Source organism: Alteromonas sp. 4NH20-0104, assembly GCF_057547795.1.
In genome coordinates, this window is the sequence record NZ_BAAJLP010000014.1 from 13,036 (window position 1) to 33,186 (window position 20,151).

Here is a 20,151-nt window from a genome sequence, read left to right on the forward strand (position 1 = left end):
GTCACTGACCGCGCTTTTATCCGCAACGAACCTGCTTATTTCAGCTCTGCAACCAGAACCGACTTAGCTGGCAACACGAGTTCGTCAAGGTCACTGCTGAATGATGCGGGTTTCACTACTTCCTTGGCGGCAAACGTATTTTTAGCCGTTATCGCATCAGCCGTCAGAATTTGACCGACCAGTGAAGAAAAATCACCGTTGTTTAACGTCAGTGCCACCTCAGCTTCATTGGCTGGATCTAAATTAACCAGAGCAATATACACCTTGCCATCCTGGCCTTTCGCAATAGAGGCGGTGACGGCCGGTAACGATTGGTCGCCCTGTTCATACTCGCCACTGTTAATGGTGAATGGGATTGACGTGGCATCCTGAAACACCTTGTACATACCATAAACATGATAGGTCGGTGTTAGCAGCATATCTTCACCAGCGGTCAGAATCATGGCCTGCAGTACATTGACCATTTGCGCGATATTGGTCATGTGCACCCGATCGGCATAGTGATGAAACAGGTTAAAGTTTACCGCGGTTAATACCGCATCACGCAGGGTGTTTTGTTGATATAAAAAGCCGGGTTCTCGGTCTGGTTCGGGGTCATACCAGGTACCCCATTCGTCCACATAAAAGGCCAGTTTGCCGTCAGGGTCGTTGGCATCGAGTTTCGCGATATTATCGCTGAGGTATTTATCCATTCGATAAGTACGCTCCATGGTTTTAAACCAGTCCGTTTCGGTAAACTCAGTGGCATGCCCTTTATTCGACCAGTCGCTGTTAGGCAATGTGTAAAAGTGATAACTGATGCCGTCCATATTGCGTTCAATACTGGCGCTTAATACATCTGTCCACTTCGTATCTTCGGTATGCCCCCCGCTGGCCACCAGTTTAGGCTTTTTACCCGGTGGGGTTTTGATAAAGGTGGCGAACTGGTTATACAGGTCAACGTAATACTCCGGCGACATGTGGCCACCACAGCCCCAGCTTTCGTTTCCAATACCAAAATAGGCGATGTCCCAAGGTTCTTCGCGACCATTGGCCCGGCGTTGATTGGCCAGTGTGGAGTTTTTGTCTGAGGTCATGTATTCGACCCACTCAGCCATCTCACGCACGGTGCCACTACCCAGGTTGCCATTGATGTAAGCATCCGCTCCAAGCAGTTCAACAAAGTCGAAAAACTCATGGGTGCCCACGGCATTGTCTTCCTCTACCCCCCCCCAGTGAGTATTTACCTTTACCGGGCGTTCCGCCGGGTCGCCGATACCATCACGCCAGTGATATTCGTCGGCAAAACAACCGCCCGGCCAGCGCACCAGAGGAACCTGAATGTCGCGCAAGGCATTAAGAACGTCATTGCGGAAGCCTTTGGTATTGGGAATATCTGAGTCATGGCCGACCCAGATACCTTCGTAAATACCCCGTCCAAGATGCTCGGCAAACTGACCGTAGATATCCTTATTAATGGTGGCTCCTTCCTTACTGAGGTCGGCAGTGATACTTACATCATGTTGTTTGGAAACACAGCCAAACGACAGGCCAACCCCGAGCAGGGCACAGGCAACTAGTTTTAACTTCATCATTACTCCTTGTTATTTCTGCACGCCTTCAGTGGTCATAATGACGCGTTTCAGGGTGCCGTCTTGGTTGTAATATAAAGGCTCAACGGCCACCGAACGACGAAAACGACCGCCGCTTGCCTTGCCGTCTTTAGGCGGCAGTGCACCGGTGTGATAAATAAAATAGCTCTTGCCCTGGTACTCAATGATGGACTGATGATTGGTCTCAGAATTACCGGCTACTTCGTTAAGGATGCCCTTATATTCCCACGGGCCATGAATGCTTTTACTCATGGCATAGCAGATCTTCTCCGGGAACTCACAGGCATAGCTGAAGTAATAATTATCGCCCTTTTTGTGCACCCAGGACGCTTCGGTGTAATTGGGCACGTCGATGGTCTTTATCTCGCCATCAAGTTCCAGCATGTTGTCTTTGAGTTTGACGTACTTAGGCATCAGGTTGCCAAAGAACATGTAGGCATCGCCGTTTTCTTCAATAAAGATTGCCGGGTCGATATCGTCCCAGTCATTTGGCGTATGGGTTGTCATATCATCAGTAATGAGCGCTTTGCCGATAGCGTCTTTAAACGGTCCGGTAGGCGAGTCTGAGGTGGCCACACCGATAGCGAAACCGGGTTTGGTTTCATCGTGGCGGACAGTGGTGTAAAAATAAAACGTCCCGTCTTTTTCTACCATATGGGAGGCCCAGGCAAAGCCCGGTACTGCCCATTCAAAATCAACGCCTTTCATGATTGGCCCGTGGGCTTTCCAGTTCACCATGTCGGTGGAGCTATAGGCCAGCCAGTCATGCATTTCGAAAAATTTATCGTTATTAGGCGCTTCGTCATGGCCGGTGTACAGGTACACGGTGTCGTTATACACCATCGCAGCCGGATCGGCGGTAAATACATCAGTAACAATCGGGTTGTCAGCACTGGCCATAGAGGCAAACAAACAGGCGAAGGCGGTGCTTAGAAGTCGTTTTCTCATGATGATCCTTAAAGATTACGAGTGTCGAAGAAACGAAAAAACCGCTACCTGAGAACAGGTAGCGGTGTATAGCTTAAGTGCAAGCCTTACTCAGGACGTTGCGAGTTGTAGATTTGCGTAACATCAGTTGCCGTCAGGGCATCATCAAAGATGTACAGCTCATCGATTTGACCGTTGAAAGCTGCATCCCAGAAGTTTGCGCCAATCGTAAAGGACGTAACCGGAGCCGGTGTAAACACATCCGGGAAGTTCTGACCTGCAAAGCCTTCTTCACCATTGATGTAGATACTCATAGCACCCTGATTATTAACCATTACCATGTGGTACCAGGTGCCGGTTTCCAGGGCCTGGTCGGTAAAGGCGTCGTACCAGGCAGTACCAGACCATACCATGGCATTGGTAGAGGCATGGTGACCACCTGGGATCATGCTGATCCAGCTATCGCTATTGGCATAGCCAAATACCACTGGGGTATAGTTGGCGAGCGAAGCGGCGTTAAACCAAACCGAGATAGCGTAGGAGTTATCTTTAATCAGGTCAGCAGCCAGCTGCACGCCATAGCTACCATCCATATCCAGCGCTCTGCCTACAATTCCGTCAGTAAAGGCTGCTTCACCGCCTGCCTGTTCGATAGTGGCACCGGTTGGTGTACCGGAACTTTGCTGGCCGGTTGCATCAGACAGGTCATCGTTATCAAAACTATAGTGAACTACCGGATCCGGCAGACCCAGTGCACGTACATTGACTTCGAAAGTTTTGCTGACACTTTCGCCTTCTAAGGTGATGGTGGCGGTTAGCACCACCAGGGCATCGTCTTCACCATTAGCGGGACGGGTCACTTCACCTTTAGTGCTAATCACATCCGGGTTCGAAGAGCTCCAGCTTATGGCTGACGCGTATGGGCCTGAGGGGCGCATTGGCAGATCAGCAATAACCGCGGTAGTGTCGCCCAGATCGAGTAATTCAGCGGCCGATGCCAGCAGTTCAGCTGTCGACAGTGGCGTAACGTCGAGGTTTTTGATTTCACCTGCGGTTAATGCCGTGTCATACAGTTTCACTTCATCAATCATACCGTTGAAAGGTACATCAAATGGGTTTACGCCCAGGGTGAACACGCCTTCGTAATCGGTAAACATATCCGGCAGACCATTGGCCTCACCGGCCAGTTCGCCATCAATATAAATACGTACAAAGCCATTGCTAACGGAGAACGCTACGTGGGTCCAGGTATCCAGTTGCATAGGCACACCAGAGATACCGTCAAACCAGGGGTTACTGCCTTTCAGTACAGAGTTACTCCACAACATAATGTTGCTGTCCCAGCTTTGCGGTACCAGACTCATCCAGCCGTTTTCACCAACATCCCCAAAGAATGCCGGGGTGAACAAGTTCAGCGACTGTGCATTGAGCCACATCGATACCGTGTAGTTATAGGAGTTAATAAAGCTGTCTGGCAGACGCACCCCATTGCTGCCATCAAACATGGCAGCCTGACCCATCTGGCCTTCAACGAAGTTGACAGTACCTTCGGTATCGGGACGCATGCCGGTTGCAGTAGCTGCCGCATAGGTGCCAGTTTCGTCAGCCAGGTTGCCGTCGAATGAGTAGTGGGCAATACGGTTAAAGGGCACCTGAGCCGGGATCACAATGGTGTAAGTCTGAGTTTGCGACATACCGTTGAGGGTAGCGGTGGCGGTTAAGGTCACCTCGGTATCGCCAGAGCCAACATTAGGACGGGTTACCACGCCAGTGTAGCTGGCATTCGGCAGTTCAGGCTCACCTTTGACTTCAATATAATCCGGGTGACTGCTGGTCCAGGTGATGTCGGCACCTTTTGCACCAATTGCTGGCAGGGTTACGTCTACGGTGGTTTCTGCAGGGAATGAGATGGCAGCCAGTGCATTAGTCAATGCTGTGGCATCATCGTTTTCCAACAGTTTACTCCCCCAGATTGCCACACCTTCTTCATTTACTGCAGTAAAGGTTGGTACAAACTGGCCGTGGTTTTCGTTGTACTGCCATGAGGATACCCCTTTAAAGGTGCCTCGACCGTCGAGATACAAACGCACTGTGTTATCCGCTTCGTAGTACCATTTACCGGTTACGTCGCCGCTAACAATATTGTAGTCTTCCAGGGTAATGTAGGTAGAAACCTTTGCCTCACGGTCGATATCGGAGCCGTGGTTAATCAGTTTGAAGGTACCAAACAAATCGGTTTCATCAGCAATATTATCGCCTTGAACCGGCACATAACGGTGCGGTGCTACGACCAGCCAGCCATCTTCATTAACGAACATTTCATGAACGCGCACGTTATGAAATTCACCAGAACCCGGGAAGCGGGTATGGAAGATAACAAAGTATTTACCGGTTTCTTCATCATAATAGGCTGAGTTATGTCCTGGTGCCATGTAGCCGTTATCGCTACCGGCTTCACCCGGGTTCACATCAAACAGGAATCCGCCCATGACCTTATTGCCATACTGCTCTATGGAAGACCAGCCGCCCGATGCGCCAATCATGTCCTGACCCAGGCTGTCTACAAATGGGCCGTCAGGATTGCGTGAACGGGCAATACGCATATTGTAGCCATCAGCGTTGTTATACCCACCAAAAGAGGTGAACAGATAGTAGTAATCACTTTCAGGGCTGTAAATCATATATGGCCCTTCAATGGCGCTATAGAAGCCACCCATGAGTTTGGTGCCGTAGCCCTGGTCTGGCAGTGCCATACCGGTTTGTGGATCCATTTCCATGATCCAGATACCACCGGAATAAGACCCGTAAACCATCCATAAGCGGCCTTCTTTGTCGAAAAAGACATCCGGGTCGATGGCATTCGGATGCACATTACCGTCGTAGTCTTCGCCATTGATGCCTGGGTTTTCTGCACCCACATGACCAGTGGTCAGGATCAGACCTAAGTCTTCATAAGGACCGTCAATATTGTCTGATACGGCTACACCCAGATAGGAACGGGATACACAGTTACCGGTATCGGGCAGCGCACAGTGATTGTAATAAAAGTAGTAACGGCCGTCGCCTAGCTGGATAACGTCCGAAGCCCAGGAACCAATATTGCCGCCTACCCAGTCAATGCCCTCAGACACTTCAGATGGATAAGTATTAAATAGTGGCGTATTAGCCGCGGCATCTTCGTTATTGGCGGCACCGGGATTTAACTGAGTCCAGTTAACTAAATCGGTTGAGCTGGCATAGGCCATATGAGAACCGAAGATATAGAAAGTGCCGTCGTCCAGACGAATAACAGAAGGATCGTGAACGCCCACTTCACTAAACGTAACACCAGTTGGAAAAGTCGGATCTGTAACACTCACAGGGGGTTCATTTTGAGGGGCCTCAACAACACCTTCAACTTTTTGTTGTGTTCCGTCTCCGCATCCACCGAGTACGGCAGAAATACTCACGGCTAACAACACTTTGTTCCATCTCATGGTTAAACCTCATCAAAGTAATATTGTATGACTAATTTAATATATCAAACAGTGTATACTATGTAAATCTGTTGTTAATAGTTAAATTTCGTAAATCAATCTAATTGATCGTAATTAATTGATTATTATATGTAAATTTTTGACTATTCAGCACTTGACTGTTAATTAAACAGTCTTGTCAATCCGGTTTGTTAAGAAATGTTAATAGATTTAACAGACTTTGTTGACACCGATTAAATCATACAATAATATCTATCGTAATCTAATCGTCCTGTTACGAAAATTAATATTTTTTTACTTTGCAGTTAACACAACTTATACAAAGGTTACTGTCAGGAGCTTGCTCGGCTCCCAGTAATGGAGGTTTACCGTATGTTTAAAAGAAAGCAACTAGCAACAGCAGTCATATTTGCGTTGGGCAGCACTCTTCTCCACGCACAAGAAGCTGATAATGCACAGGAAGAAACACCAGAAGATGTAGAGGTTATTGAAGTCTCCGGTATCCGCGCTAGTTTGAATAAAGCCATCAACATTAAGCGCCAGAATTTACAAATAGTAGACGCGATTGTGGCTGAGGACATTGGTAAATTTCCTGATAATAACGTGGTTGAAGCGCTGCAAAGGGTAACCGGGGTTCAGGTTACCGACAGGGCGTCGGGTGAAGTAAATACGGTTACCATTCGAGGTCTCTCTGATGTAACGACAACGGTAAACGGAAGAAATATTTTTACCTCCACAGGACGCTCAATAGCGTTAGCTGATATTCCTGCCGCCTTGCTGCAAAGCGCCAGTGTTTACAAAACACGCTCTGCTTCCCAACTCGGTAGCGGCCTGGCCGGGCAAATTGATGTACAAACCCAACGACCTTTCGACTTCGACGGTTCCAAAGTGGTTTTAGCAGCAAGAGCCATTGAGCAGGAACAGGCAGACTATTACGATCCAAATGTCAGTTTATTGATGAGTGATCGTTGGGAAACGGATTTTGGTGAAGTAGGTGCACTGATCAACGTCGCCTACGCCCGCACGCGGTTCCGCGATCAAAGTATCACGGCGGGTGCCATGTTGCCGTACTTCACTAAAAACGCGCCTGAGCCTTATGACATGCTAACCCGCATTCCGTCGACATTCTGGACGCCAGGTATGGAAGAAGGCCTGCCTTTTGCGGCGGGCTCAACGCTGGATGTTAACGGTGTTGACTCGGAATACTACTTGTCGCGGGATGCAATCTTCGGCGTTGATTCCTATGGTGATCGCGAACGACCTGCGGTAAGTGTGTCATTCCAGTGGGCACCAAATGATTGGTCTGAGTATTTGTTCGAGGCCTTTTACAATGGGTTCAGAACCGATAATCAAACCACGATGTTCTTTAAAAACGTAGAGCACACGTATTTATTGGATCCCACTACACCGCTAAATTTGTATGAAGGGACCAATATTGTTAAGTCCGGCTCAGCATTGGATTCACAAAACATCGGTAATAATTTTACCAGTGGTGACTTTTTCACAGGTAAAACCGATGGCTTTTTATACGCCCTTGGCGGTAACTGGTATCTCAGTGACGACTTCCAGGTTAAGTCTGAAGTTATCTATCAGACCAGCGAATACACCAATATGTTCTTTGCTATGCGTGGCGTGCCGCAATACCTGACTGGCACACTGAACTTTGATTTTAACGCCGGTGGCGGTATTCCAGGATTAGAAATTGTCGATAATCCTGATACGGCCATTGATGAGTCAGACGTGACTAACCGCGCTCTGTGGCAGACTGATGGTCTGTTTGACAACTCATACCGTGGCGAAGGCGACGCCCTAACCTTTAAGGTAGATGCTGAGCAATTTGTCTCCTTTGGTCCCATCGAGAAGATCAAATATGGTCTGCGCTACGATAAGCGTACGGCTGAAGATTACGATTATTTAGGCCCCGGTGGTAATGAAGGTCTGTCATTGGCCGACTTACCAGACGGTTTCACCTATATTAACAGTGATTTCTTTGACGGCAGAGCCAATTTCCCGAACAGCTGGGCGGCGGTAGATGCTAAATATCTGATGGCTAACCGCCAGGACATTCGCGCTTTGCATGGTTATGACGATGTCACCGACCAAACGCCTACCATCAACTTCGATATTGAAGAGGTTTCAACAGAAGCCTACATCGAAGCCGACTTTATGACAGAGCTCGGTGGTAAAACACTGGATGGTCAGATAGGGGTACGGGTAGAGCGTGCCGAGCGTGATATGGCGTTCTTTGATGCAGAAGGCAACCTTACCGGCAGTGGTGAAGGTTCAAGTACTTCGGTACTCCCGAGCTTTGTTGTGCGCTATCATCTTGCCGACGACCTGTTAGCGCGTTTCGCTTATACAGAAACCGTCAGACGCCCGGATTTTGCAGCACTTAACCCTACCATTAATTATGGATCTAACCTGACTGGCCTGGAATTAAAAACATCAACACAGGGTAACCCCGACCTGGGGCCGGTAGAGTCTGTCAACCTGGATCTGTCTCTGGAATGGTATTTCTCACCACAAAGCTCTGTTTATGCAGCCTGGTTCCAGCGTGACATCGAAGGGTTTGTATTTGACTCTAAGAGAAAAGTAACACTGCAGGGGCCTGAAGATGAACAGCCTACCGAATACGTACTGACTCAGCCCGGTAATGCTTCTGATGGTTCTTTATCCGGCCTTGAGTTAGGGCTGGTATATTTCCCGGATAATCTGCCTGAAGCTCTGGATGGCTTAGGTGTTCAGGCGAGTTACACAATGCTTGATTCGGAGCAGGATATCCCGGAATTTGAGGTTGATGAAAACGGCGAAATCTACATTTCCCGGATACTGTCCCGCAGCATGTTTGCAGTGTCGGATAAATCCTACAGCGTAGTGGCTATTTACGAGAAAGATGATTTCGACATGCGCTTATCTTATGTATGGCGTGAAGATTTTCTGAATAACTACGAAGCGGCGATTTTTGCTAATCCATTAGGCGTTTACCGTCGTCCGGAACAGAGCTTAAACTTCCAGATGAGTTATGATGTCAGTGAAAATCTGATGCTGACCTTCGACGCTACCAATCTGACGGATGAAATTTACCAAAGCTATTATCAGTATCCAACAACCAATAACTTTGGCAGCGCTATTATCAGCCGAACTTTCGCGGTGGGAATGCGTTACAGCATGTAACAACTTGCATACCTGACGTTATGAAAGCCCGATATATTATCGGGCTTTTTTGTTAATAGTATGTACATGATTAATGTTAATAGTTTCAGTCGCTAACAAATTCCATAACCGGAATATCATAATACGGCTTGTTTAAATTGTATGATGATAGTATATTTGCTATTAACATTTGGTTTGCAAATGCCGCAAATCGAGGGCTAAATTAACGGCCCTTTATCTATTTCAAACAGCCTGAATCGGTAAGGCTGCAAGTCGGAAGCGTAGTGGTATGGTTTCACAAAAGTTAACCCGGTTAGAGAAGATAGGCTTCGGCGCCGGTGATATGGCGGTAAACGTCGTAATTTCTTCGATGATGTTGATCATCACATTTTTCTACACTGACGTGTTTGGCTTAAAACCCTCAGATATGGCATTGATGTTTCTGCTGGTGCGTATTCTGGATGCGGTAAGTGACCCCCTGATGGGCATGGTTACCGACCGTTACACCAGTCGCTGGGGGCGCTATCGTCCGTATTTCCTGTTTTTATCGGTGCCCTTTGGTATTTCGGTCTTTCTGACGTTCAGTACCCCGGATGTGGATTATAACGCCAAGCTGGTGTGGGCTTATTCCACCTATATCTTCGTGACTTTGATGTTTACTGCGGTGACCATTCCGTATATCTCGTTGATTGGTGTTATGACATCCGATCCGAAAGAAAAACTATCGGCTAATGGCTATCGTTTGTTCTTCGCCAAGGTTGCGGCTTTTATGGTTACCATCATTGTGCCTTGGATGGCCGGCGCTGATTACTGGGAAGGGAATCTGGCCGCAGGCTATCAAACGGCAATGGGCCTGATGGCCGGCCTGGCCGTTGTAATGTTCCTGTTTTGCTTCTTTGCCACAACCGAACGTCTGGAACATGAGGTAGAAGAGAAGCCCTTCAGAGAACAACTGTCGCTATTATTAAAGAACGATCAGTGGTTAATTTTGTGCGGTGTGTGCGTGTTAGGAACTACCGGGTACGTAGTGCGTGGTTCGGTAGCACTGTATTATGCTAAATACTACCTTGGTGGTGATGCCGGCTTACAGTCTATGTTTCTGTCTACTGGCGTGGGCGCCGCTATTCTGGCCATGGTTGCCTCAACCTGGATCACCAAACGCTACTGTAAAGTTAAGCTATTCCGTTTCAGCCAGATGGCGGTCGGCGTACTGAGCCTGCTGATGTACTTTTTGGTGGGGCCCAATGATGTGGCGCTGGCCTTCATTCTGTTTTTCCTGATCAGCTTCGTGGTCGATTTGCACGCACCAATTTTCTGGTCAGCCATTGCTGAGGTCGTGGATTACGGCGAAAGCAAAACCGGTAAACGAGTGGCCGGCCTGGCATTCGGCGGCATTTCATTTTGCCAGAAAGCGGGTATGGGTGTTGCCGGCGCGCTGGTGGGCTGGTTACTGGCTTATTTCGAATATGAAGCGTCTGCCCAGCAAAGTGAATTTACGCTAATGGGGATTGTGCTGATGCTGACCATTATTCCCGGCGTTTTCCATTACCTGGTGGGCTGGTTAATGAATCGCTATAAAATCACCGATGACGAATATAAATCACTGTCGGCAGTGGTTCAGGCAAATCGCAAAGCGGCGATAGTCAGTGGTGACGTACAACTGGACGGTACCAGTCAACCCAAGGCCGATATGGCGCCTGGTGTGAAGTAACGTCGCAGGACATGCAACGGTTACCCAAACGCTTACAGAAGCGACGCCGGGTCTGGCTGGTGCTCAACCAGCCACCGGCGACCGCCGCTTCTTCGGTCAGGCGAACGGGATTAAACAATACAAAAATGGCGAAGCGCTATGAAGATAAATACAGTTAAACACTGGGGTCTGGCGCTGTGCGTCAGTGCCGCACTGGCAGGCCTTAACGGCTGCAGTCAACCTGCTAATCAGCAAACTCCTGAATCGACAACTCTCACCGACAGCGTGGCTGAACAGCACCCCATGTCGGCGGCAGACGCGAGCCTGTTTGATTTACAGCAGGTCAGGATAACCGATGGCCCGTTTGCCCATGCGATGCACACCAACGTAAATTACCTGCTGGCCATGGAGCCTGACAGGTTGCTCGCACCTTATTTACGTGAAGGTGGTCTGGAGCCGAAAACCGATTCTTATGGCAACTGGGAGAATTCAGGGCTCGACGGGCACATTGGCGGACATTACGTGTCGGCACTCAGTCTGGCCTATGCTGCCACCGGCGATCAGGCGTTATTAAGTCGCCTCGAGTACATGCTTGACGAGCTAAAGCGAGCTCAGGATGCAGGCAATGGCTATTTAGGCGGTATCCCGAACAGTGCGGCCATGTGGGCAGAAATCAAAGCCGGTACGATAAAAGCCGGCACCTTTAGTCTGAATGACCGCTGGGTCCCGTTGTACAACATTGATAAAATCTTCCATGGTTTACGGGATGCTTACGAGATTGCTCATCAGGAACAGGCGAAAACCATGCTGCTGGCCCTGGGCGAATGGATGCTGGATATCACCGAAGGGTTAACCGACGAGCAAATTCAGCAAATGCTGATTTCGGAACATGGCGGTTTAAATGAAGTATTTGCTGACATGGCAGCCATCAGCGGTGATGAGCGATACCTGACGTTGGCGCGCAAGTTTACCCATCAAACCATTTTGCAACCGCTGACTGAGTCCCAGGACAAACTCACCGGTTTACATGCTAATACGCAGATTCCCAAAATTATTGGTGCCTTACGAGTAGCAGAGCTGGATGACGATCAGGTCTGGGCCGATGCCGCGAAGTTTTTCTGGAATACGGTGAGTCAGCATCGCAGTGTCAGCATTGGTGGCAACAGCGTGCGCGAGCACTTTCATGATGACGACAATTTCACTGCCATGGTAGAGGACGCTCAGGGGCCGGAAACCTGCAATACCTATAACATGATGAAGCTCAGTAAAATGCTGTTTCTGAGAACCGGCGAACAACGCTATCTTGAGTTTTATGAGCGCGCTACCTACAACCATATTTTGTCCAGCCAACACCCTGAGCACGGCGGTCTGGTGTACTTTACTTCCATGCGTCCGGGTCATTATCGGATGTACTCATCGGTGCATGATTCCATGTGGTGTTGTGTGGGATCAGGTATTGAGAACCATAGTAAGTACGGTGAGTTAGTGTTTACTCACAAAAACGATGCAGTGTGGATTAACCTGTTTATGCCGGCTACCCTCAACTGGCAGGATAAGGGCGTTATTATTCAGCAGCACACCCGGTTCCCGGATGCTGACAGCGTGACGATTGAAGTCAATCCTGGAGACCAGGCGACAACCTTTGCTCTTAATATTCGTCAACCAGAATGGGCCACTGATAACCTGACTGTAGCTGTTAACGGAGATCCGGTAGATGCGCCGTTAAGTAACGCTTACCACCAGATAACCCGTGAATGGCAGGCGGGTGATAAAGTCTCGTTTTCGGTAAATCCGGATCTGCACGTCGAACAGTTACCAGACGGTCAGGATTACTATTCTGTGATGTATGGCCCGGTAGTGATGGCGACACCAGTAACCGCTTTTGCCAACGAGCAGCTTGATTTCGTGGCTGATGACAGCCGCATGGGTCACGTGGCCGCGGGACCTGTGTGTCCGCCCGAAGCTTTACCTATGATGCTTGGGGAACCACAGGCATTCCTGTCAGGCTTGCAGCGTGAAGACAGTAAGGACCTCGCGTTTAAAGCTACGGAGCACGTGGGCATTGCCGATCCCGTTGATGCCGCAGCGCCAACCTCTCTGATCCCGTTTTTCCGTCTGCATGATTCCCGTTATCAGGTATACTGGCCTCAGATGAACGAATCTGGTTTTAATGACTTCGTTGCTGAAGCGAAGTCCAGAGCGACTCTGGCTGCAGAGCTGCAGGCCAAAACAGTAGATCAAATCACCCCGGGTGAGCAGCAACCGGAAGTTGAGCATGATTTTAAGAGTGAAAGCTCAGAATCAGGTGTTTATAAGGGGCGGCACTGGCGCCATGCCAGCGGCTACTTCCAGTATCGCTTAGCTAATCCCGGATTACGGGCTGAAACATTACAAATCAGTTATTCAAAAGACGATACCGACCGTCAGTTCCGAATTCTGATTAACGGTGAAACGCTGGCTCAGGTAGCACTACCGGTCGGAACGCCGGAAAGTGACTTCTATCATGTCGACTATCCGTTAACTGAAGCGATGAAAGCGGCAGAGTCATTGGTGATCCGCTTTGAAGCAGTGCCGGACTCAATGGCCGGCGGCGTTTACGGTATTCTTTTACTCGCCGAGTAAGCGAGGTGGTTAGATAATAATACCAATCCGCATAGAAGTTTGCCCACTCAGCAAGACTGTCAGGCTTTCTGGCTAGGCTTGGTTGCACAGGTTTGGTGGTTCCAAATCAAGCAAGCGTAACAACGGCAGAAAGCCTGACAGCATTGCCCAAAGGGAGTGGCCAAAACGACTTACATCTGTGTTGCGCCCTCTGGACATAGAATAACTATGCCGCAGAGAACGCGTCGTGATCTAAGTCGTTTTGCCTCACTCTGAGAGGGTAAACTTCTATGCGGATTGGTATAACAAAGCCGGTCATCCAGACCGGCTTTTCAGGTTTTATTATGGCAAAAAGAAAACAATCGAAAGGGTCCCGTGGCAGCAATAAAAACCTCACTGAGGAAGTGCTGACTAAATTTCAGCAGCGACAGGATGTCACCGTGCTTCCTTCGGGTTTACTGTATCGCATTATTGAAGACGCTGATGGTGCCCAGCCAACGATGCAGGACCGGGTTAAGGTTCATCAACGGATCAAGCTTGGCGATGGCAGTGTTATTGATGATACCTACAAAAAAGGACTGCCCGAAGAGTATGCGGTCAGCGAAGCCATCGAAGGTTTGCAGGAAGGCTTTCAGCTAATGAATGTAGGTGCTCGTTTTGAGTTTGTCATTCCACCTGAGCTGGCGTGGGGAAAACGCGGCAACAGTGGCGCAATAGGGCCTAACGCGGTCATGATTGTGGATGCGAGAATCGTTGGTATCGAGTAGCCAGTCCGGCCCCGAAGCCGGCTGGCATATCATTACGCTAGCGGTTACACCGGCGCGTCGCTGGCTATCAGGTTTTCAGCTTTCATTTCTGCCCAGAAATCAGCGGGGATTGGGACATTCATTGATGCAACATTCTCTGCCGGCTGATGGGGTTTGCGGACCCCCGGGATAACACTGCTAACAATGTCTGGCGCCGCACAAAACTGTAATGCTGCGGTGTGTAAATCCAGCCCATAGCGCTGCGCAATTTCGTTCATCTTACTTCGTTTCTGCTTAAAGCCTTCAGGAATGGTACTACCATAATTGTAGCGTTCGGCACCGGCCAGAAAACCGTTATTCAGGGGGGAGCCAACCACAATCGTGGCGCCAATATCGGCACAGCTGGGAAACAGCTTTTGCAGCGATTCGCGGTGGTCCATCAGTGTGTATTGACACGCTGCAAGATGGACGTTGGGGTCGGCATGTTCATTGGCTGCCAGAATTGGCGGCAACGTATTTACTCCCATGCCCCAGCCTTTTATTAAGCCTTCATCGCGCATCTTCGACAACTCGGGCATAGCGCCTTCGATGGCCTGCTTCAGCAGTGTATCGTAACGCCCGTTTATATCACCGTTATCCGGCGACAGGTCGTGGATAAAGACCAGGTCGATAGAGCTCACGCCCATGCTGTCTCTGGCGCCTCGGGAGCTGCTTTGAGTATTCTGCCAACTTTTGTGGAAAGTATATATTCATCGCGGGGTTTGCGATGCAATGCCATGCCAAAACGTCGTTCACTGAGGCCCAGACCATACCAGGGCGAGGTATCGAAAAAGCGTGTGCCGGCATTCCAGGCATTTTCGGTGCTGGTTAATGCATCCGCATCGGATACCGGAATACCCACCGAGCCGCCAATAGGCGCGCCGCCCAGGCCAAAGCGAAAAGCAGGCTGCCAACGCCCAGCGGCATTTGTGGCAGATTGCGGAAGCAGTGGTGGCAGGTTTAAAGAGGATGTCCGGGTACTTGCCAATGCAGAGCCTGCGGCAAGAGAAGCAGCGCCCGCTGCCGCCGCATTGAGAAAAGACCTGCGGCTAATCATGATGAATTCCTTATCGGTTAAACGAATGCATACGCAGGTGCTGCTGAATTGTTCAGTTAAAATGGTTATAACAAGGAACCTAACACTCTGATCTATGTTACGTAAAATAAAGAACGCGCGCGAGTGACTGACAATAGCGACGCCTGGGAGTTAGCTTTTAGAGCGGATAACGCGCTACTTTGCACATTGATATAAATAACAAGTTGGTAAAGCAGAATAAAACTGAGAAATGTCAGCAAGTGTCGATATGACATATTGGTTAACTACTTGTTAATTTTTATGGGGTAGTGTATTTTTAAAAATGCTACCGGTGGCATAAAGGTGGTCAACGTACTGAAAAACGCAGGCGCGCCCTGTGACAGTGGATTTTTACGCGAAAATGGGCAGGAGAAAGCAGAATGAAGGTTGTCATCGGGATACTCTCTATCATTATGCTGCTGGGCCAGATTGACGCCTGCCGGGCGCAAACTAATGTGGCCTTCGATGGCGCGCTGGGATTTGGCCAGTTCACCCAGGGCGGCAAGGGGGGAGAGCGCTATATTGTGACCTCGCTGGCAGATGATCCTGATTCACCCCAACCAGGCACTTTACGCCATGCGTTCAAGCAGAAGGGGCCGCGCATTGTAGAGTTTGCGGTGTCCGGCGTTATTCACCTTAACGCGGAACTGGAGATTAAACACGATAATATTACGGTGCTTGGCCAGACATCACCGGTTGGCATTGTGATCACTGGTGCTCAGACATCCATTAAAGCCAATCAGGTTATTCTGCGTTACCTGCGCTTTAGACCCGGGCACTGGCAGGGCGAGGGGGATGCCCTCACTGCCCGCAATCAACAGTATATTATTATCGACCATTGCTCACTAAGCTGGGCCAACGATGAAGTTGCTTCTTTCTATAATAATCAACACTTTACTCTACAGCATTCGATCATTGCTGAGAGCCTCAGAAATGCGGGTCATCATAAAGGCAGCCACGGTTATGGGGGAATTTGGGGCGGCGCCGGAGCCAGCTTTCTGCGCAATGTGGTGGCTCATCATGACAGTCGTAATCCGCGGGTTAACGGCTACCGTCTGAAGCCCCGGTACCCTCAGGAGGAGGCGTTAACCGACATCCGCAATAATGTGTTTTTTAACTGGGGCGATAACAGCGGTTACGGGGCCGAAGGAACACGATTTAACCTGGTGAACAACTACTATAAACCTGGCCCCGCCAGCGAGGATATCCGCTTTTTTGAGTTGTGGTCAAAAACCGGTTTACCTGCATCCCAGGCGTTTGTCAGTGGTAATGTGATGGTCGGCCATGACGATCTGGGAGCTGACAACCGACTCGGTTTAAAGGTAAAAAACCAAAAGAAATTAAAGGCTTCAGATATTACCGCGAGAGTAAATCAGACCCTGAACAGCCGGCCTTTTCCTATTGAGCCTTCGCAAACCCTGTCGGCCGAAGAGGCCTATGAACGCTTGGTGATTAGTGGCGATGTTGGGGCAAACAAAAACGCATCTGGTCAGTTTCGTGATTCGGTGGATACGCGTTTGCTTAATGAAGTTCGCACCGGAAAACCGACTTCCGGGACCGGCCTTATCGACACAGAACTGACCGTTCTGGCGCCCGGTGGCTGGGAAGCTTACCAGCGAGAATTCGTAACCAGTCACTAAGTTATCTGCCTCTGCTAGCTCTGCGAGGCGATGATATTCAATGCCTTGCAGAAATCTTCCCCGCTCTTCTAAGCACATAATTAATTTTAACAAACTGTTAATAAAATGTTGATCGTATGTTTTTTTGGCGTTATATTGCCACCGGTGGCACTGGTTTGGTGTGTTATGCCTGTTTTACGTGTCATTGACAAAAATTATATCGCACTCGTTTACACGACTTACCCATCGTGTCTGGAGAATGAACATGAGAACATTTCGATTAAACGCGGTAATGGCCTGTCTGGCGCTTAGTTTGCCCGTTTATGCTCAGCAAGCAGAACAACAAAATAAAGCCGCTGATCCACAGCCAGCTGCCACCGAAACTGAACAGTCAGCCAGCACTGAAGAGCAGGATCTTGAAATTATTCAGGTGAAGGGCGTCAAAACGGCCGACCTGAAAGCCCGTGATTTGGAGCGCATGAAAGACGGTTTCAGTTCAGTCATATCCACCGACGAACTGGGCAACTTTGTTGATCAGAATGTGGCTGAATCATTGCGCCGTTTACCCGGTGTCACCTTGCAACGCAGTGAAGGCGAAGGGAAGTTTGTCGCCGTTCGCGGTCTTGGCCCCAGCTTCGTCACGGTTAATATGAACGGCTCCGAAATGGCTGGCGCCGGTGAAGACCGTGCTGTTGGCCTTGATGCCATACCCGCAGACTTACTGGGAACCATTGAGGTTTTAAAATCTCTGACTCCGGATCAAAACCTGAATTCCATTGGCGGTACGGTAAACGTTAAAGCAATATCGGCCTTTGACCGTGGTAAAGAAACCCTCAATCTGAAAGTGCAGGATGCTTACAACGAGCTACGTGAATCACATTCACCGCGATTTAGTTTAAACGGCACCGAGTTGCTATTCGATAATCAGATAGGTATTGGTTATGCCTTGTCTTATGAAGACCGTGAAACGCTGGTGGATGAAACCCGTCATCACAGTTCCAATGAGATGAAGTTCTACCAGGCTGACTTTGGTGTGAGTGATGAAGACATTGATGCCGGTAACCTTGGACCTGAGATCCTCGGGCCAGCCCAACTGGAATATCGACGCGAAATTGCCGACCGCACGCGCACAGCGGGTGCGATGAACATCGAATATCAGCCATCCGAGGCTGCTTATTACTACGTCAAAGGCACGTATACCAAGTACGAAGATGGCGACTTTGCGCTGCGCGAATTCTATGATTTTCAGGACGCCGGCTCATTTGGCAACGAAGAAATTTTGTTCGTAAATGGCGATACCAAAGAGTTTGTTTTGTCTGATATCGATGTTTTCCATCAGCACTTTATTCAGGAAAGTACCAACGAAACCACTACCTTCAGCTTAGGTGGGCGAAATACGTTTAACGACACCTGGATCCTTGATTACGAGTATGCCAAGTCGAAATCTGAAGAAGACTCTCGCGGTGACCGTCGCGTACAGTTCCGAGAGCGCGACCTCATCGTTTATGGGCAGGGTGGGCGCCGTAATATCAACGCCCGGGTGATGAGCCCCGCCGATGCCGCTGCTTTTGCCGGACTAGCTTATACCGACGGTATGTTTGGTAATGCGGCGCGAGGCGATGCCAGTGATTTAGCTAACTGGGAATTCGACAACCTGTTTCTGGAAGGCGGATTACGCACCGATGACCTGGAAAGCTGGCAGGTGAACCTGCGTAAAGATGTGTACAACGAATACATAAACTACGTGAAAGTGGGTGGATTGTTTACCACTCGTTATTACGCCCGGGATAAGAACCGTTGGAGTTTTGACCCTTCACCGCAAGATTGTAATGGCGATCAGGCCTGTATCGATGCCGTTAACTCCAGTCTCGCTGATTACCCGAGTGCCGTCCCTGCGGGCAGTGACTTCCAGTATCCCTTTGAAAGTGCTGCCATCGTCGATGCCATAGTGGATGTAACGCGCCAGACCGTGGAGTCAGCCACCAACGGCGAAGAGTCAATTGAAAGCACCAAAGGTGACTACGCTATCGATGAAGACACCAAAGCCCTTTATGCGATGACCGAGTTCCCACTGGGCATGGATGCCACCATCATTACCGGCGTACGCTGGGTTGAGACCGAATTTGCTTCGACCGGGTTTATGTCACTGGAAAATGATGACTTTGAATTTAATGGTGCTGGCAACGGTGAGTTGGACATTGCGATCCCGCTTCCGGAAGCGTCGATTAAATACTCAGAGTTTTTCCCCAGCGTTCATTTGCGTTATGAACCCACTGAAAACATTCTGGTGCGCGGTGCGATCTGGAGCAGCTTTACCCGGCCTTCATTCAGTCAGGCCCGGGCGTATGCGACCTTCGACAGTGATATTGAACTGTGTCCGCCGGGCACGGACGACTGTGATGATTCGCAGGGGGGGGCCAGCATCCGCCAGTTACAGGATTATATTCTGGCCTCAGATAACACCCTTGATGTGGGTAACCCTAATCTGACCGCCATGACATCGATTAACTATGACGCCTCGTTAAGCTGGTATGCGAGCGAAGATTTGTTCATGGAAATTGGTCTGTTCTACAAGGATATCGAAAATTTCATTATTGAAGTGAACGGTATAGGGATGTCTATCGCTGACCTGCCGGTGCGATTGCCGGTTAACCAGGTTACCGAGTTTGTTATCCCACAAGACCTGTTTATGGATGAAATTAATATCACCTTAAACGGTGATAAGGCCAAAGTCTACGGGGTGGAGCTTAGCTATAACCAGTACTTTAAAAACGGTCTCTTTATCCAGTCCAATGCCACATTCCTTAACAGTGATGCACGACTTGACGATACGGTTCGTCAGGGCAGCATGCCGCTGCCTGATCAGGCCGATCAAACCTTCAACCTGACTGTGGGCTGGGAAAACGAAGTCTTCTCGGCGCGGTTAATTACCAACTATCGGTCAGAGATTCTGGAGCAAATTGGCTCTTGCCCGGCGTCAGCTCAGCTCGACGATGTGAAGGGCTGTAAAATCTGGGGTGACCAGTATCAGGCGGGCTACACCAGCGTTGATGCCAAATTTAAGTATGACCTGACAGAAAACGTTCAGCTCTACTTTGATGCGCTGAACCTGACCTCACAGGAAGACTTACGCTTCTTTAAAGGTAATGAGTACAGCGGTGGCAATATCCTGTATCAGAAAGAAGTGTACGGCCAGACCTACCAGTTAGGGGCCACGATCAAGTTCTATTAAA

At 49.3% G+C, this 20,151-nt stretch carries 10 protein-coding genes and 1 pseudogene; 7 read left to right on the forward strand and 4 right to left on the reverse strand.

All coding sequences use genetic code 11. The features are described 5' to 3' along the window. Nucleotides 1-35 precede the first annotated feature (35 nt). The 3 genes from AC27IB_RS11485 to AC27IB_RS11495 all read right to left on the reverse strand — a co-directional run bounded on the left by AC27IB_RS11485 (nucleotide 36) and on the right by AC27IB_RS11495 (nucleotide 5,995). Complete coding sequence (locus AC27IB_RS11485) at nucleotides 36-1,571, reverse strand: alpha-N-arabinofuranosidase (RefSeq protein ID WP_487120998.1); 1,536 nt, start codon at nucleotides 1,569-1,571, stop codon at nucleotides 36-38. A 12-nt stretch (nucleotides 1,572-1,583) separates the two neighbouring features. Continuing rightward, the gene (locus tag AC27IB_RS11490; RefSeq protein ID WP_296045455.1) at nucleotides 1,584-2,540 is read right to left on the reverse strand and encodes a glycoside hydrolase family 43 protein; all 957 of its coding nucleotides are present in this window, start codon (nucleotides 2,538-2,540) and stop codon (nucleotides 1,584-1,586) included. 86 nt (nucleotides 2,541-2,626) lie between these two features. Next, nucleotides 2,627-5,995, reverse strand: coding sequence for a LamG-like jellyroll fold domain-containing protein (locus tag AC27IB_RS11495; RefSeq protein WP_487121000.1), 3,369 nt, complete (start codon nucleotides 5,993-5,995; stop codon nucleotides 2,627-2,629). A gap of 372 nt (nucleotides 5,996-6,367) precedes the next feature. On the opposite strand from AC27IB_RS11495, the gene AC27IB_RS11500 reads away from it, so the two are divergent. The 5 genes from AC27IB_RS11500 to AC27IB_RS11520 all read left to right on the forward strand — a co-directional run bounded on the left by AC27IB_RS11500 (nucleotide 6,368) and on the right by AC27IB_RS11520 (nucleotide 14,206). Then, a complete protein-coding gene (locus tag AC27IB_RS11500; protein ID WP_296045449.1) occupies nucleotides 6,368-9,169 on the forward strand; it encodes a TonB-dependent receptor in 2,802 nt (933 codons plus the stop codon). 268 nt (nucleotides 9,170-9,437) lie between these two features. Next, nucleotides 9,438-10,859, forward strand: a complete 1,422-nt coding sequence (locus tag AC27IB_RS11505) for an MFS transporter (protein WP_296045445.1) — start codon at nucleotides 9,438-9,440, stop codon at nucleotides 10,857-10,859. Nucleotides 10,860-10,870: 11 nt separating this feature from the next. Then, the gene (locus AC27IB_RS11510; protein WP_296045442.1) at nucleotides 10,871-11,017 is read left to right on the forward strand and encodes a hypothetical protein; all 147 of its coding nucleotides are present in this window, start codon (nucleotides 10,871-10,873) and stop codon (nucleotides 11,015-11,017) included. Then, nucleotides 10,998-13,460: a glycoside hydrolase family 127 protein gene (locus AC27IB_RS11515; protein ID WP_296045439.1), complete on the forward strand. Its 2,463-nt coding sequence runs from the start codon at nucleotides 10,998-11,000 to the stop codon at nucleotides 13,458-13,460. Before AC27IB_RS11510 ends, AC27IB_RS11515 begins: the two co-directional genes overlap by 20 nt. A gap of 323 nt (nucleotides 13,461-13,783) precedes the next feature. Further along, entirely contained in the window at nucleotides 13,784-14,206 is a 423-nt protein-coding gene (locus tag AC27IB_RS11520) for an FKBP-type peptidyl-prolyl cis-trans isomerase (protein WP_296045438.1), read from the forward strand. Nucleotides 14,207-14,250: 44 nt separating this feature from the next. Here the strand turns inward: AC27IB_RS11520 and AC27IB_RS11525 are convergent. Then, a pseudogene (locus AC27IB_RS11525) lies at nucleotides 14,251-15,281 on the reverse strand (aldo/keto reductase). Between the two features lie 398 nt (nucleotides 15,282-15,679). On the opposite strand from AC27IB_RS11525, the gene AC27IB_RS11530 reads away from it, so the two are divergent. Then, nucleotides 15,680-16,939, forward strand: a complete 1,260-nt coding sequence (locus AC27IB_RS11530; protein WP_487121003.1) for a pectate lyase family protein — start codon at nucleotides 15,680-15,682, stop codon at nucleotides 16,937-16,939. A 244-nt stretch (nucleotides 16,940-17,183) separates the two neighbouring features. Continuing rightward, nucleotides 17,184-20,150: a TonB-dependent receptor gene (locus tag AC27IB_RS11535; RefSeq protein WP_296048501.1), complete on the forward strand. Its 2,967-nt coding sequence runs from the start codon at nucleotides 17,184-17,186 to the stop codon at nucleotides 20,148-20,150. Nucleotide 20,151 lies beyond the last annotated feature (1 nt).